This is a genomic window from Catellatospora aurea (assembly GCF_042663325.1).
GTDB lineage: Bacteria > Actinomycetota > Actinomycetes > Mycobacteriales > Micromonosporaceae > Catellatospora > Catellatospora aurea.
Map to the genome: position 1 here is coordinate 37,986 of NZ_JBHTAC010000043.1, position 15,099 is coordinate 53,084.

A 15,099-nucleotide genomic window follows, 5' to 3' on the forward strand; every position below is an offset into this window, starting at 1 on the left:
GGAGCCTCCCGATGACCGTCCACGTCCCGATGGCACTGTGGTTCATCAGTCTCGTCGACAGCATCGCCACCCTGCCGTACCTAGGGGCGCTCCTGCGCCTGGTCAGACGGTGGAGCGGCCGGGCCGGCGCCCGCCCGCAGGCTGGCGCGCACGTGGCCGGGCGCACCGTCGCCCAGGCCGTCGCCGACGGCGAGCTGCGGCTGCTCTACCAGCCGATCGTGCGGCTCGCCGACCGCACGGTCGTGGCGGTGGAGGCACTGGTGCGCTGGCAGCACCCGACCCTGGGCCTGATCGCCCCCGACCGGTTCCTGCCCGCGGCCGACCGCGGCGGGCACCTGACCCTGCTCGACCGCTGGGTTCTCAACCGGGCCTGCGCCGACATGGCCGCGCTCGCCGAGTCACTCGGCCACGCGGCGCCCGCGCACGTCAACGTCAACCTGTCCGCAGCCAGCCTGGCGACAGACTTCACCGGCATGGTCACCGCGGCCCTGCGCGACGCCGGGCTGGCCGCGCACCGGTTGCGGCTGGAGCTGTGCGAAGGCGCCGACCTCAAGACGCTCGTTCACGCCGGCCCGCGGCTCAAGAAGCTGATCCGCCACGGCGTCAGCGTGGCCCTGGACGACATGGGTGCGGGTTCGACCGATCTGCGCTACCTGTCCCGCCTGGCCATCCAGGGCATCAAGATCGACCGGGAGTTCGTGGCCGGCATGCTGCACAACCCGCGCGACCACGCCATCGTCAAGATGCTCACCGACATGGCCCACACCCTGGGGCTGCACGTCACCGCCGAGGGCGTCGAGACCCGCGAGCAGCTCGCCGCGCTCGCCCGCGTCGGCGTCTCCTTCGCCCAGGGCTACCACCTCGCGCTGCCGCTGACCCTGCCGGCCTTGGCCGGGGCACTGCTCGCCGAGTGAGCGCTGACGGCCGGTCGCGCCTGCGGCGCAGAGACAGGGCGGGGCCGCCGACCAGTTGGTCGGCGGCCCCGCCTCGCGCTGGCGGTTACGGCGTGACCACCGTGCCGCCCAGTGTCACCACCAGCCGGCCGTCACTGGCGAACGACCAGCCCAGGGCGCCGCTGAGCCCGGAGCACCGCGACCCGTTCGTGCCCGACCAGAACTGGTTCGAGCTGTCGGAGTTGCCGACGATGCGGTCGTTGGTGCCGCTGCTGAACCGGCACGAGGTGTTGTTGCGGAACACCGACGAACCCGCGTCGAAGGAGAAGTTGCGCTCGTCGTTGTCGATGCTGATGTTGTTCGACACCGTCATCGAACCCGGGTTGCTGTTGTAGGTGAACCCGTGCTTGCCGTTGTTGAAGGCGATGTTGCGCCGCACGATGTGGTTGACCCCGATGTCCTCGCCGCCCAGCTTGTAGCCGTTGCGGTCACCCGCGCCGGCCTGGCCGCCGTTGCTGAGCGTGCCGTTGTTGTACGCGATCGAGTCCTCGATGGTCACCACGCCGATCGGCCCGGTGTCGGTCTTGGTGTACAGGTCCCAGCCGTCGTCGATGTTGTTGTGCGACACGGCGTAGCGGAACACGTTGCCCGAGCCCACCGTGAGTTTCGCGGCGAAGCCGTCCGCGTCCTCACCGTCGGAGTCGGCGTTGTCGTGCGACTCCGCGCTCAGGATCAGGTTGTTGGCCGGCCACAGGCTCTGCGGAGTGCTCGACAGGGTCCGCGACAGCTGCAGCCCGGTGTCGCGGTTGAACCGGGTGATCGTGCGCTCGAAGATGTTGTTGCTGCCGCCGACGAAGATGCCGTTGTCACCGGCCCGCTCCACGACGATGCCGTACACGTGCCAGTAGTTGCCGTTCACGGCGAGCCCGCGGTTGGCCGGGTCCTCGGCCTGGGCCGAGAAGTTCAGCACCGGGACCTCGCTCTGGTACGCCGCGATCTTCTTGCGGGCGCTGGACGTGCCGTTGTTTCCGGTCTCGACGGTCACCGTGGAGGAGAAGTTGTACGTCCCGCCGCGCATGAAGATCGTGCCACCGGCGGTGACGCGGGTGATCGCGGAAGCGAGCGTCGTCGGGCTGGCCAGGGTGCCGGCTGCGCTCGCGCTGCCGTTGGGCGCCACGTACAGCGTGCCGGACGGCGGCTGGCTGACGCTGGGCGACGGCGACGCGCTGGACGGCGACGGGGACGCGCTCGACGGCGACGGCGAGGCGCTGCTGCCCGACGGGGCCGGGCTGCTGGGCGGGGTGGTGACGCTGTCGGTCACGCTGACGTCGTCGAAGCGGGCACTGGCGTACCCGGTGAACAGGCCGATGCGGCCGGCGGAGATCGCCGAGGTGGTGGCGGTGCCCACCAGGGTGCCGTCGACGTAGCCGCTGACGGTGGTGCCGCTGGTGGTGATCCGCAGGGTGTACCAGGTGCCGGTCGACACGGTCCGGGACACGCCCGCCAGGACCGTGATGCTGCTGCCGTTCATGTACTGCAGCTCGACCCGGTTTCCGCCGGTGAGCGCGAGCCGGTACATGACGGTGGCGCCGCTGGACCGCGACACCAGGGCCGCGACGCCGCCGGACCCGAACGTCAGCGGCTTGACCCGCGCCTGCACGGTGTAGTCGGTCCAGCTGCTGGAGCCGGCGAACTGGCGGGCGCGATCGGTGGTGGCGCTGGCCTGCTGGAACACCTGGGATCCGTCGGCGACGACGGTCCAGTCGCCGCCGGACTTCGACCAGCCGCTCGCGCCGGATTCGAAGTCGGCGCTGAACAGTGTCGCGGCGCTGGCGGGTGTGGTCAGCAGGGTGCCGGCGATGACGGTCAGCGCTGCCGCGGCGGTGGCGGTGACCAGTGCGGCGAGGCGTGCGCGCCGGCGGTGAGAGGTGTGCGGTTTCATCGGTGTGCGTCCTTTGTGCTGGGAGCGGACCATGCCGTTGGGCGACGGCATGGGACGTGCCTGGCACCGGGCCGTCTGTTGCGGCAACCCGGTCGCGTAGGCGCTGGAAAGCGCTTCCCGGCGACGTTAGACGAGCCCGTGGAACGCAGTCAACCGGCCAATCTCGATGTCGGAGCCGTTCGCGTCCACATTTGCAGCGATGGCAGTCGATATTTGGTGGATGCGGGGCCGGGCTGCCCTCCCCGTCGGCTCCCGGTGTTGCAGGATTGCCCACGCGACCGCAGCCGGCCCGGTGATGACGGTGCCGGCCGACGTCCGCGACGCGACCGCGACATCCGCGTCACGGACCACCCGGCTCGGCGGCCGAGAGATGAACTCGTCGTTCTGTGTGAGGCTCCGCAAAGTGAAGCGAAAACTGCTTCACAGTTTCCGCCCCGGAGGGATCAACACGATGAGGAAGCTCACCATCTCCGCTGTCGCCGGCGCGGCCGGCGCGGCGATGGTAGTCGCTGCCCTGCAATGGCCGGCCGGTGCAGCACCTGCCCCCAGCGGGAACGCGGAAGGCGGCGCGCAGGCCGCCGCGGCCCACCGGCCGGACAACCGGCCCGGCCCGCGCACCGAGCAGTGGCTCGCCAAGCGCAAGGCCGCACTCGAGATGGTCGCCCGCGGCAAGGCCCACGTCGACGCCAAGGGCAACGTCACGGTCGACGCCGCGACGGACAACGTCGTCGAGGTGGCGTTCGAGAAGACCGACAAGATCTTCACGATCCTGTCCGAGTTCGGCACGCAGAGCGCGGGCAAGTACGGCACCGCTCCCGGCCCCCTGCACAACGAGATCCCCGCCCCCGACCGCTCGGTGAACAACTCCACCGAATGGGCCCCCGACTTCGACACCGCCCACTACGAGCAGCTGTTCAACGGCTCCGGCGAGTCGATGAAGAGCTTCTACGAGGACCTGTCCTCCGGCCGGTACTCGGTGACCAACACCGTCAGCGACTGGGTGAAGGTGCCCTACAACGCGTCCTACTACGGCGACAACGCCATCGAGGACAACGGCGGCTCCTGGGCCTTCATCAGCGACACCGGCAACGCCTGGTACCAGCATGCGCTGGCGACCATGACCCCCGACCAGATCAACGCCTACCTCGCGCAGTTCGACGTCTGGGACCGCTACGACTTCGACAGCGACGGCGACTTCGACGAGTCCGACGGCTACATCGACCACTTCCAGGCCGTGCACGCCGGTGAGGGCGAGGACGCCGGCGGCGGCGCGCAGGGCGAGGACGCCATCTGGTCGCACCGCTGGTACGTCAACGCCACCGACTACGGCGTGTCCGGTCCCAGCGTCGGCACGCAGCAGAACCTGTCCGGCGGCGCGCGCATCGGCAACTCGAACTACTGGCTCGGCGACTACACCACCGAGCCGGAGAACGGCGGCCTGGGCGTGTTCGCCCACGAGTTCGGCCACGACCTCGGCCTGCCGGACTACTACGACACCGCCGGCGGCGAGAACACCACCGCGTTCTGGACGCTGATGAGCTCCGGCTCGTGGCTCGGCCACGGGGCGGAGGCGAACAACGGCATCGGCACCACGCCCGGCCTGATGGGCCCCGAGGAGAAGCTGTTCCTCGGCTGGCTCGACTACCGCGAAGTCAACCCCGGCCAGAGCGGCACCATCCTGCTGGACCCGGCCCAGGACGCCGACGCCGCCAACGCCCAGGCGATCAAGGTCAACCTGCCCGCCGCGACCACGTCGACGACGTACACCACGCCTTCCTCGGGCCAGTACGCCTGGTGGACCGGCAGCGCCGACCAGCTCAACGAGTCCCTGTCGCACGCCGTGCCGGCCGCCTCGAAGGTCACCGTCACGGCCAAGGCCTGGTACGACATCGAGGCCGGCTTCGACTACCTGTACGGCGAATACTCCACCGACGGCGGCACGACCTGGTCGCAGATCGGCCAGCCGATCACCGGCTCGTCCAACGGCAAGTGGACCACGCTGCGCCTGTCCTACACCGCCGGCGGCGCCGCGACGCAGTTCCGGTTCCGCTACCAGACCGACGGCGGCGTGCACTTCGCCGGCGCGTTCATCGACGACATCGTCGTCAAGGCCGGCAACACCACCGTGCTGACCGACGACGTCGAGCAGCCCGGAGCCTGGACCGCGACCGGCCAGTGGCAGCGCTCGACCGGCACGGTGACCACCACCGCCGACCGCTACTACCTGCTGGAGAACCGCCAGTACGTCGGCTGGGACGACACCCTGCGCACCGGCCCCTACCAGTTCAGCTACAACCTCAGCGCGCCGGACAAGGTCGAGTTCTTCTCGTTCCGCCCCGGCATGCTCGTGTGGTACGTCAACCACACCGTCGAGGACAACAACACCTCCGAGCACCCCGGCACCGGCCTGTCGCTGCCGGTCGACGCCCGGCCCGCGCCGTTCGCGTACCCCGACGGCACCCGGCCCAGCAACCGCCGCCAGCCGTTCGACGCGACGTTCGGCATCCAGCCGGTGCCGGAGCTGTGCCTGCACAAGGAGGTGCTCGCCGGCAGCGGCAAGACCCAGACCGTGCAGACCGTGGCGGCCTGCGCCCCGGCCAACGCGGGCATCGCCACGTTCGACGACACCAACCCGGACGCGTACTACAGCACCGCCAACCCGCAGGGCAGCGTGAAGGTCGCCGGCCTCGGCGTCACCGCCACGGTCACCGCCCAGTCGGGCAACGTCCTGACCGTCAGCGTGGTCAACCCGTAGCACGGGCCAGCGTAAGAAACGCAGGGCCGGGAGCCTAGCTCCCGGCCCTGCGCCGTTCCCGACGGGCTTCACTTCTGGGTGTTGTCGAACCCGTAGTACAGATGGGTGACGCCGTCGGCAGCGGTGACCCTTGTCGGCTGCAGGTCTTTCCAGTCGGTGCCGATGTCGTCCCACAGCCGGATCCCGGCGCCGAGCAGCACCGGGGTCTGGTGCAGGTGCAGTTCGTCGAGCAGCCCGGCGCGGATGCACTGCTGGACGATGCTGGCACCGCCGGAGACGAAGACGTTCTTGTCGCCGGCGGCTTCGCGGGCCAGCTTCAGCGCGGCTTCGATGCCTTCGGTGACGAAGGTGAACGTGGTGCCGATGCGTGTCAGCGGTTCGCGTGGGCGGTGGGTCGGGACGAAGACCGGAGCCTGAAACGGCGGCTTCTCTCCCCAGGGTTCCTGTCCGTAGTCGAACATGTTGCGGCCGAGCACGTACGCGCCGGTGCCGGCGAACTCCTCGGCGACCAGGTCGGACGAGACGGTGTGCGCACCGCCCTCCATGTTCTGCCGGGAGCGCCACGCTGCCAGGCCGAACACCCATCCGTGCAGTCGTTCATGCACCGGCCACCACTGTTCGGGGTCGGCGGCCCCGACGTAGCCGTCGACGGAGATCGACATGGCGGAGATGACTTTGCCCATCGCAAGGGATCCTTTCCAGGGTTTCGAGCGCGCCGGCCGTCTGCGGCCGTTGTTCGTGCGGGGTGACAACGACCACCCTCGGTGATCGCGAGAATGTGATCAAGCACGGTTCGAGCTACCTTCGTTGCTCCGCAGACAACGATGGGCGGTGCGCATGCTGGAACGGACCGAGGCCGAGGTGCTCCTCACCCTGGCCCAGGAGCTGCACTTCGGCCGTACCGCCGAACAGTTGCGGATGACCACCGGCCAGGTGAGCCGCATCGTCAAGCGCCTGGAACGCCGAATAGGAGCGGATCTGTTCGTCCGTACCAGCCGCTCGGTCGCGCTCACCACGATCGGCGCCTGCCTCGTCGAGGAGCTCACCCCGCACCTGGCCGGCATCGACAGCGCGGTGCGCCGGGCCGTCGAAGCCGGCCGAGGGATCAGCGGGACACTGCGGGTGGGATTCCTCGGTGCCGGCGCGGGCCAGCTGCTGCTCAAGGCGGTCGCGCTGTTCGGTGTCCGGCAGCCCGACTGCGCGGTCCACATCAACGAGGCCCAGGTCCACGACGCCTACGAACGGGTCTTCAGCGGCGCGGTCGACGTCCTGATCACCGTGTTGCCGGTCCGCGGTGTGCGGGTGGGGCCGCAGCTGCTGTCCGAACAGCAGCTGCTGGCCGTCCCGGTGGGGCACCCGCTGGCCGGCCGAGGCGAGGTCAGCATGGAGGTCCTGGCCGACCACCCGGTCGTTCAGCTGCCCGACACCATGCCCGAGGAGACCAGGCTGGCCCGCATCCCGGCCGCCACGCCCAGCGGACGCCGGGTGCTGCTCGGTCCCAAGGCCGACACCTTTCCCGAGATCCTCGCTCTCGTCGCCACCGGCAAGGGCGTCTTCCCGGTAGGAGAACACGCCGCACGCTTCTACCCCAGACCCGACATCGCCTACCTGCCGATGCCGGATGCGCCACCCGTGCGGTGGGCCCCGGTGTGGCTGGCCGCGAACGAGACCAGCCTGATCCGCTCATTCGTCGACTGCGCCGTGGCCGCAGCCTCAACTGGTGGCACGAACTCCGGCGGGTGACCGTCGTGCGCGCAGCGCGACGAAGGTGGCGAGCGCACCCGCCCCTTCCCAGGCCGCGACGGCGAAGAAGCCGGCCGGTGCCGTGTCGGTCAGCACCAGGGCGGTGAACACGGTGAACGTCACCAGCCGGAAGGCCACGGTGTAGGCGAAGAACGCCGTCCAGTCCTTCGCCGCGGCGAGCAGGTAGTAGACGCCCATGTTGAACGAGGCCATGGCCGAGGTCCGGACGAACACGAGCGTGTAGTCGTCGGCGGCGCGGGCGGCGGCGCCGTCGTGGGCGAATCCCATCGAGGCCAGCAGCGTGGCCGGGCTGATCAGGCCGACTGCGCCGAGCAGCAGCGCCGCGAGGCCGAAGGCCGCGATCGTCCAGCCGGCAGGTGACAGGCGGGGCATGGTCATGTGGTCCTCCGGGGGTGGCCGTCAGGCGAGGTATTCTCGGCACATCGTAGTGATCATGAATGGAGTGCGCCCGTGACCGGATACCCGCCACCGGAGCCACGGCCCACCGTCACCTTCGCGGACTGCACTGTGGCCGTGGTGCCCGGCTACCGGCCGCTGCACCTGGACCTGCACCTGCCGCCGGGTGACGGGCCGTTCCCGGTGCTGCTGTGGGTGCACGGCGGCGGCTGGCTGGAGGGCAGCCGGGTGGGCCTGCCGCCGACGGTCGCACCGCACCGGTTCCACCAGCGCTTCCTCGACCGCGGCTGGGCGGTCGCCGACGTCGACTACCGGCTCGCGCTGGAAGCGCAGTATCCGGCCCAGTTGCTCGACGTCCAGTCGGCCGTGCGCTGGCTGCGCCTCCACGCCGACCAACTGAAGATCGACTCGGCCCGGTTTGCCGCGCTGGGCGAGTCGGCGGGTGGCCACCTCGCTGCGATGGCCGGGCTGACCGGTGTCGGCGAGACCGCGATCCAGGCGGTCGTCAACTGGTACGGCGCGGTCGACCTCCTCGCCGTGCACGACCTGGACGACCCGGCCGCCCCACCCGCGATGCTGTTCGGCGGGCCGCTCAGCGGCCGGCGGGAGTTCGTCGCCTTCGGCAACCCGCTCAGCCGGGTGCACGCCGGGGCCCCGCCGTTCCTCACCGTGCACGGCACCGACGACCAGATCGTCCCGGCGAGCCAGGGGCAGGCGCTCACCGAGGCGTTGCGCGCGGTCGGGGTGCGGGCCGACCTCGTGCTCGTGCCCGGGGCCGACCACTGCTTCGAGGGATACGACGACATCGGCGGCCTGATCGAGCAGGGCATCGACTTCCTGGACGAGGTGCTGCCCGGCAGGTGAGGCCGGTTCGTCGCGACCTCCGGCTGTGTGATCGATTCGGGACTTGTCGTCACGGTGATCCTTGCGGATGCTGGTCTCGTGCAGCCGACTCCGCCCCGTCGTGATTGGACAGTGCCCGTGGTGGTGGGCGTGGTGGCGCTCGTCGCGCTGCTGGTGCTCTGCCTGGCCGGGGGTGCCGCGGCCTACCTGGCGCTTCGCGATGAGCCGGCCGCGCCGCCGAGCCCTTCGCCGACGGTCGCCACGTCCCCTTCGCTCTCACCGCCGGCACCGCCGCCGAGCGCGGCTCCGGCCGACTGCCTGATCGGCAGCTGGCGGGAGACCGCGTACACGGCCAACTGGGAGATGTACGGCAACAAGATCCAGTTCACGGGTTCGGGCACGCTGATGCAGATCAAGGCCGACGGCACGATGACCACCGTCGACAAGACGACCCGCCGCGGCGCGGGTTACGGCGACCGGTTCGAGATGATCCACAATGGCACGACGAAGCTCAACTACGTGGCCGACGACAAGACCATCAACTACAGCAACCCGCAGGCGACCGGCTGGACCACGTTGAAGGTCAACGGAAGCCAGCGTGCCAAGGAAAAGCTCAAGGCCACGATCACTCCGGAGACCTACAGCTGCAAGGGCGACCAGCTGCGCCTGTTCGGCACCGTCTACTCCAGCGAGTGGCAGCGGATCGTGCCGCCGGGCCGGCCGGTCTGATCGAGCCGCCGGGTCGCGGGTCAGCGCGCGAGCAGCCGGAGCCTGCAGGATACGTACGTGCTGAAGACGTGGTGGCGGCCCGCCGGGTGGCGGGGGCGGATGGCGTACGCGGTGCCGGCGCTGATCGCAGTGGTGGCGCTGATCGGCCGGTGGCAGCTGGCGGAGCCCTGGATCGCGGTGGTGTGCGCGCTGATCGTGCTCGTGCCGATGCTGGTCGTCGTGGCCGTCGCCGCCACGCCGCGGGCTGCGGTGGTCGCGTGCGCGGTGCAGCTGACGGCCTTGGCCGGGTGCCTGCTGGCGTCGCACGTGTGGCTGAGCAGCGGACCGCTGGCACCGGAGGTGGACTGGCTGCTGCCGTTCACGGCGCTGGCGTCGCTGGTGCCCGTCGTGGTGATGCTGGTGGGGCGCTCGGTGCGCGGTCGGCGGTTCGAGAGCCTGGCCGCCCTGGGCGCGGTGGTGCTGCTCGTGGGCTGCTGGGGGTTCGTGGGGGCGAAGCTGCCGGGCGCGCGGATGCCGTCGACCCGGGATGCCGTGCCGTGGGGGTCGGGGCTGTCGGTCGCGCGGGTGTGGAGCGAGAACTGCGGCCAGAACGGGGCGGTGTGCGCCAAGACGGTGTTCCTGGAGGGCCGACTGACCGTGTCGCAGGTGCGTGAGGTGCTGGCCGGCTACGGCTGGACGCAGGAGTGCCGTCCGGTCACGGGGATCCTGTCGCGCGTGGGCACCGCGTACCAGCAGGTGTGCCTGACGGTCGGCGAGGCCCCGGGCGGAGTCGAGGTGCTGCTCAGGGGCGAGGCGGACTGGTGGCGCGAACCGCGGTGAGCACACCCCGGCCGCCGCGATCCGATGCGGACGTACGGCCGGGGCGCACTGCGCGCTGTCAATAGAGCAGGTACGGGCGGCGTCGCTGCTCGAACGCCGCCAGCTCCGCCGACCAGGCGCCCACGACGTCGTCGACGTCGGCACCCGCGTCGATCATCGTGCGCAGCCGGGACGAGCCGGTGAGCTTGTCCACCCAGTACGGCCGCACCGGGTCGTAGGAGTCGGCCCGCCATGCGAACGCCGCATACTTGCGCGCCTCGACCAGCATCGCGACCGCGGTCCGGATCGGGTCGTACGCCGCCCGGTCGGTCACCTTGACCTCCACCCCGGCGCACAGCTTGTTCAGCAGCGGCGGGTGGTGCCCGGCGATCGTCGGCACGAAGTACGCCTCCCGGAACCGCACGCCCGGCAGGCCGCGGTTGTTGAGCCGGTCGGACCAGTGGTAGTCGAAGTCGGTGGCCAGACCGCCGACCAGCTCGAACGGGCGGGTGGTGCCCCGGCCCTCGCTGATCGACGAGACGCCCTCGAACAGGCCGGTGCCCGGGTAGGCCAGCGCCGTGTCCGGGGTCGGCATGTTCGGGCTGGGCATGACCCACGGCACGTCGGTGTCGGCGGCGAACATGTCGCGCTTCCAGTGCTTGCACGCCACCACGTCCAGCTCGACCGGGCGGCCCGCCTCGGCGGGCAGGAACTCGGCGTTGAAGAAGCGGGCCAGCTCGCCGACCGTCATCCCGTGCTGCTGGATGATCTCCTTGAGGCCCACGCCGGAGGTGAACTCCGGGGTCATCATCGGACCGAAGGCGCGCCCGCCGATCGGGTTGGGCCGGTCGAGCACCACGTAGCGCAGCCCGAGCCGGGCCGCGGCGAGCATCGAGGTGTACATGGTCCAGATGTAGGTGTAGAAGCGCACGCCCACGTCCTGGATGTCGAACACGACGGTCTCGACCCCGGCCCGGGTCATCATCTCCTCCCACTTGGCCAGCGAGGCGCCGTACGCGTCGTAGACGGTGATGCCGGTGCGGGCGTCGACGCCGGTGCCCTCGCTGCCGCCGGCCTGCGCGGAGCCGCGGAAGCCGTGCTCGGGCCCGAACGCCGCGACCAGGTCGACCCGGCCGGACTCGTGGATGAGGTCGACCAGGTGCCGGTAGTCGGCGTCGACGCCGGTCGGGTTCGACACCACACCGACCTTCTGCCCGGCGAGGGTGGCGAACCGCTCGGCGACCAGCCGGTCCAGTCCGGTCTGCACGCGGTGCGGCTTGGGCGCGGCCCCGGCGGGCGCGGCGAGCGCGGTCGCGCCGAGCGCACCCGCGGCGATACCGCCGGTGATGAGGTTTCTGCGTAACAAGGGTTTCTCCTACCAGGTGAGGCCGTGGCCGGTGGGGTAGAGCGTCGTGGCGGGGTCGGTGGCGGCGACGATCGTGACCGGGAGCCGTCCGTGCGGGGACAGGTCGCCGTGCAGCACCCGGACCAGGGTGTCCATGGCCGCGGGGGTGTAGGCGTAGGCCGCCAGGTAGGTGCTGACGCCGGGCAGATACGCGATGTCGTACGGGTCGCGCACAGCGGTGACGATGACGGGTTTGCCGGTGGCGACCAGGGCGGCGACCAGTTGCTGCTGGCTGGCTCGCGGGTCGCCGACGGCGGTGTCCCAGGCCTTGTTGACCAGGACGACGGTGAGGTCGTGCTGGGTGGCCTGGGCGGCGGCGTTCGCGATCGCCTGGGCGGACGGCAGCGTCGCGGGCAGTGCGGTCGTGCGCGAGCCGCGGGCGGTGAAGCCGTCGGCGAGTCTGCCGATCGGGTTGAATGCGGCGTTGTTCCAGCCGGTGACGAGCACGGACCGGTCGGCGCCCGCCAGCGGCAGCAGCCCGGCGTCGTTGCGTACGGCGGTGAGGGTCTGGTCGGTGACCTCGGCGACCGCCGCCAGATGGTCTGCCGCGCCGACGGAGGTGACCGCGGCCTCGACGTCGACGTAGGGCGAGCGGTTCAGCCCCTGGCGGTACTTGACCGACAGGATGCGGCGCACCGATTCGTCGATGCGGCGCTCGGTCAGCTCCCCGTCGCGCACGGCATGCAGCACCGAGTCGTAGGCCAGGGCCAGGTTCGGCGGCATCAGGAGTTGGTCCGCGCCGGCTTTCAGGGCGAGCACCGGCACGCGGGCGTCGCCGTACTTGGTGCGTACCCCGGCCATGTTGAGCGCGTCGGTGACGATCACGCCCTGGTAGCCGAACTCCTCGCGCAGCACGCCGGTGAGGATGGTCGGCGACAGGGTGGCGGGATCGCCCGAGGGGTCCAGCGCAGGTACGACGATGTGCGCGGTCATGATCGAGTCGACGCCGGCGGCGATCGCCGCCCGGAACGCGGGGGCGTCGATGCGCTCCCACTGCTCGCGGGTGTGGTGGATGACCGGCAGGCCGGTGTGGCTGTCGGTGGCGGTGTCGCCGTGCCCGGGGAAGTGCTTGGCGACCGCGGTCACCCCCGCGCCCTGCTCGAATCCGGCGACCTGGGCCGCGGTGAGGCCCGCGACGGCGGCGGGGTCCGACCCGAAGGAGCGCACGCCGATCACGGGGTTGGCCGGGTTGACGTTGACGTCGGCGATCGGCGCGTACGGCTGGCGCACGCCGACCGCGCTCAGCTCGCGGCCGGTGACCTCGGCGGCCAGGTGGGCGGCTGCCGGGGACCGGGCCGCGCCCAGCGCCATCGAGCCCGGGAACTGGGCCGACGGCGCGGGCATGCGCTGCACGACGCCCTGCTCCTGGTCGGTGGAGATGAGCAGCGGCACCTCGTCCTTGCCGCCCGGGCGCAGCGACGCGGCCTGCAGCCCGTTGGACAGCGTGGCGATCTGCCGCACGTTGTCGAGGTTGTGCGACCAGGCGAAGTAGACCACGCCGCCGAGGTGGAAGCGGTCCACGACCTCGGCGGGGGTCTCGACGCCGAAGGCCGCGAGGTTCGCGGTGCGGTCGGCCGGGGCGGGGTCGGTGGCGTCGGAGCCGTACACGTAGGTGACGAACAGCTGGCCGACCTTCTGTTCGAGGCTCATGTGCCGCAGGGTCGAGGTGACCCAGCCGTGTTCGGCGGCGGGGGCAGGGGCGGGCCGTGCCGCGGCGGGGGCGGGCAGAGCGACCGCCAGGGCTGCGACGGCGGCGGCGAGATGTTTCATCGACGGCCTCCGAGAGAGTTGTTCGGCAATGTGAAAGTTAGCTACATATATGAGCAAGGTCAAGAAGCTAATCTTCATCGCCTGGTGAGCGCGGCCGACAGCGCGCGGATGTGCGGACAGTGAGGTCGGGCCTGAGCTGCCATCCGGGCGTGATTCACGTTCACGCCTGCTTCTCGCACGTGCGAGCTGCGTAATCAAACCGTCCATTGTGTACGGCGTGATGAGACGAACATGGATCGCACGGAACTCGGCGATTACTGTGAGGAAGACTGGCACGAACAAAGGAAGTGCGTTCTGTAATCGCGGCGTAACTTTGGGTTGGTACAAGTTCGCGTGGCCCGATCAATAACCGCAGAGCCTTACGAACCGTCCTCATGTCAGTAAAAGCCCGGAAAGGGGGCACCCGATGCGGGACGCCTCGCTAGTCGTGGTCGCCAGCCGTCTGCCCATCAACGACGCCGCCGCCTCCGAGGGAGTCTTCGAATGGCGGCGCAGCCCCGGTGGCTTGGGTGAAGCCCTGCATCCCGTGCTCATCAACAAGCCGGCCACCTGGATCGGCTGGGCCGACAAGCCCGGCCCGACCCCATCGCTGCCCGACGTCGACGGCGTGCACCTGATCCCGGTCGAGCTGTCCGAGGACGACATCCGCGACCACTACGAGGGCTTCGCCAACTCCACCCTGTGGCCGCTCTACCACGACGCCGTCGAACCCGCGGTGCACCACCGCCGCTGGTGGGAGGCCTACCAGCGGGTCAACCAGCGCTACGCCGACCGCACCGCCCGCGAAGCCGCCCACGGCGCCGTGGTCTGGGTGCAGGACTACCACCTGCAGCTGCTGCCCGCGATGCTGCGCGCGCAACGCCCCGACCTGCGCATCGGCTTCTTCCTGCACGTGCCGTTCCCGCCCCCGGAGCTGTTCATGCAGCTGCCGCGCCGCGCCGAACTGCTGCGCGGCATGCTCGGCGCCGACCTGATCGGATTCCAGCGCATCCAGGCCGTCCACAACTTCCGGCAGCTGGTCGCCAAGGTGCTCGGCGCGAACGTCGACGAGCGCGGCATCGAACTCGACGGCCACGTGACCAGCACCGGCGCGTTCCCGGTGTCGATCGACACCGCCGAGATGGAGGCACTGGCCAGCCGCGACGAGGTCGTGCACAAGGCCGCGAAACTGCGGGCCGACCTGGGCGACCCGCAGCGGGTGATCCTCAGCGTGGACCGGCTCGACTACACCAAGGGCATCGAGCACCGGCTCAAGGCCTACCGGGAACTGCTCGCCGACGGCCGGCTCAAGGTCCCCGAGACGGTCCTGGTGCAGGTCGCCATCCCGGGCCGGGAACGCGTCGAGCAGTACCGGCAGCTGCGCGACCGGGTCGAGCGCGAGGTCGGCCGGATCAACGGCGACTTCGGCCGGCTCGGCGTCGCCCCGGTGCACTACCTCAGCCAGGTCTTCGACCGCACCGAACTGGCCGCGCTGTACCGCGCCGCCGACGTCATGGCGGTCACCCCGCTGCGCGACGGCATGAACCTTGTCGCCAAGGAGTACGTCGCCGCCCGCGTCGACGGGTGCGGGGCGCTGCTGCTCAGCGAGTTCGCCGGGGCCGCCGCGGAGCTGACCCAGGCCTACCTGGTCAACCCGCACGACGTGGAGGGCCTCAAGGACACCATGGTCGAGGCGCTGGAAGCCGACCCGGCCGAGCCGAACCCGCAGATGGCCGCCATGCGGGCGCAGGTGCGCGCCAACGACATCCAGGCCTGGGCCCGCTCCTACCTGACCGCGCTGGAGGCCGCCTGCGCCGGGCGGTGA

General features: G+C 70.6%; 12 protein-coding genes. 7 read left to right on the forward strand and 5 right to left on the reverse strand.

Features of this window, described 5'->3' with window-relative positions:
- Positions 1 to 11: 11 nt before the first annotated feature.
- Entirely contained in the window at positions 12 to 914 is a 903-nt protein-coding gene (locus ACFQO7_RS29840; protein WP_376809497.1) for an EAL domain-containing protein, read from the forward strand.
- Positions 915 to 999: 85 nt separating this feature from the next.
- Here ACFQO7_RS29840 and ACFQO7_RS29845 read toward each other — a convergent pair whose 3' ends face one another.
- Positions 1,000 to 2,835, reverse strand: coding sequence for a LamG-like jellyroll fold domain-containing protein (locus ACFQO7_RS29845; protein ID WP_376809498.1), 1,836 nt, complete (start codon positions 2,833 to 2,835; stop codon positions 1,000 to 1,002).
- A gap of 451 nt (positions 2,836 to 3,286) precedes the next feature.
- Between ACFQO7_RS29845 and ACFQO7_RS29850 the strand changes: the two genes are divergently transcribed.
- On the forward strand, positions 3,287 to 5,590 hold the full coding sequence (locus tag ACFQO7_RS29850) for an immune inhibitor A domain-containing protein (RefSeq protein WP_376809499.1): 2,304 nt from the start codon (positions 3,287 to 3,289) through the stop codon (positions 5,588 to 5,590).
- A gap of 68 nt (positions 5,591 to 5,658) precedes the next feature.
- Here ACFQO7_RS29850 and ACFQO7_RS29855 read toward each other — a convergent pair whose 3' ends face one another.
- Positions 5,659 to 6,273: a dihydrofolate reductase family protein gene (locus ACFQO7_RS29855; protein ID WP_376809500.1), complete on the reverse strand. Its 615-nt coding sequence runs from the start codon at positions 6,271 to 6,273 to the stop codon at positions 5,659 to 5,661.
- Between the two features lie 154 nt (positions 6,274 to 6,427).
- On the opposite strand from ACFQO7_RS29855, the gene ACFQO7_RS29860 reads away from it, so the two are divergent.
- Positions 6,428 to 7,333 (forward strand): LysR family transcriptional regulator, encoded by a 906-nt coding sequence (locus tag ACFQO7_RS29860; protein WP_376809501.1) that lies wholly within the window; start codon positions 6,428 to 6,430, stop codon positions 7,331 to 7,333.
- Here the strand turns inward: ACFQO7_RS29860 and ACFQO7_RS29865 are convergent.
- Positions 7,304 to 7,732, reverse strand: a complete 429-nt coding sequence (locus ACFQO7_RS29865; protein WP_376809502.1) for a hypothetical protein — start codon at positions 7,730 to 7,732, stop codon at positions 7,304 to 7,306. The two genes, ACFQO7_RS29860 and ACFQO7_RS29865, sit on opposite strands and share 30 nt — an antisense overlap.
- A 72-nt stretch (positions 7,733 to 7,804) precedes the next feature.
- Between ACFQO7_RS29865 and ACFQO7_RS29870 the strand changes: the two genes are divergently transcribed.
- From ACFQO7_RS29870 to ACFQO7_RS29880, 3 genes are all read left to right on the forward strand, one after another.
- The gene (locus ACFQO7_RS29870) at positions 7,805 to 8,614 is read left to right on the forward strand and encodes an alpha/beta hydrolase fold domain-containing protein (protein WP_376809503.1); all 810 of its coding nucleotides are present in this window, start codon (positions 7,805 to 7,807) and stop codon (positions 8,612 to 8,614) included.
- A gap of 111 nt (positions 8,615 to 8,725) precedes the next feature.
- Complete coding sequence (locus ACFQO7_RS29875; protein WP_376809504.1) at positions 8,726 to 9,322, forward strand: hypothetical protein; 597 nt, start codon at positions 8,726 to 8,728, stop codon at positions 9,320 to 9,322.
- Between the two features lie 57 nt (positions 9,323 to 9,379).
- Complete coding sequence (locus tag ACFQO7_RS29880; protein ID WP_376809505.1) at positions 9,380 to 10,141, forward strand: hypothetical protein; 762 nt, start codon at positions 9,380 to 9,382, stop codon at positions 10,139 to 10,141.
- Positions 10,142 to 10,199: 58 nt separating this feature from the next.
- On the opposite strand, the gene ACFQO7_RS29885 is transcribed toward ACFQO7_RS29880, so the two are convergent.
- Positions 10,200 to 11,486, reverse strand: coding sequence for an exo-beta-N-acetylmuramidase NamZ family protein (locus tag ACFQO7_RS29885; protein ID WP_376809506.1), 1,287 nt, complete (start codon positions 11,484 to 11,486; stop codon positions 10,200 to 10,202).
- A gap of 9 nt (positions 11,487 to 11,495) precedes the next feature.
- On the reverse strand, positions 11,496 to 13,295 hold the full coding sequence (locus ACFQO7_RS29890; RefSeq protein ID WP_376809507.1) for a glycoside hydrolase family 3 protein: 1,800 nt from the start codon (positions 13,293 to 13,295) through the stop codon (positions 11,496 to 11,498).
- Between the two features lie 406 nt (positions 13,296 to 13,701).
- Between ACFQO7_RS29890 and ACFQO7_RS29895 the strand changes: the two genes are divergently transcribed.
- Positions 13,702 to 15,099, forward strand: coding sequence for an alpha,alpha-trehalose-phosphate synthase (UDP-forming) (locus ACFQO7_RS29895; protein WP_376809508.1), 1,398 nt, complete (start codon positions 13,702 to 13,704; stop codon positions 15,097 to 15,099).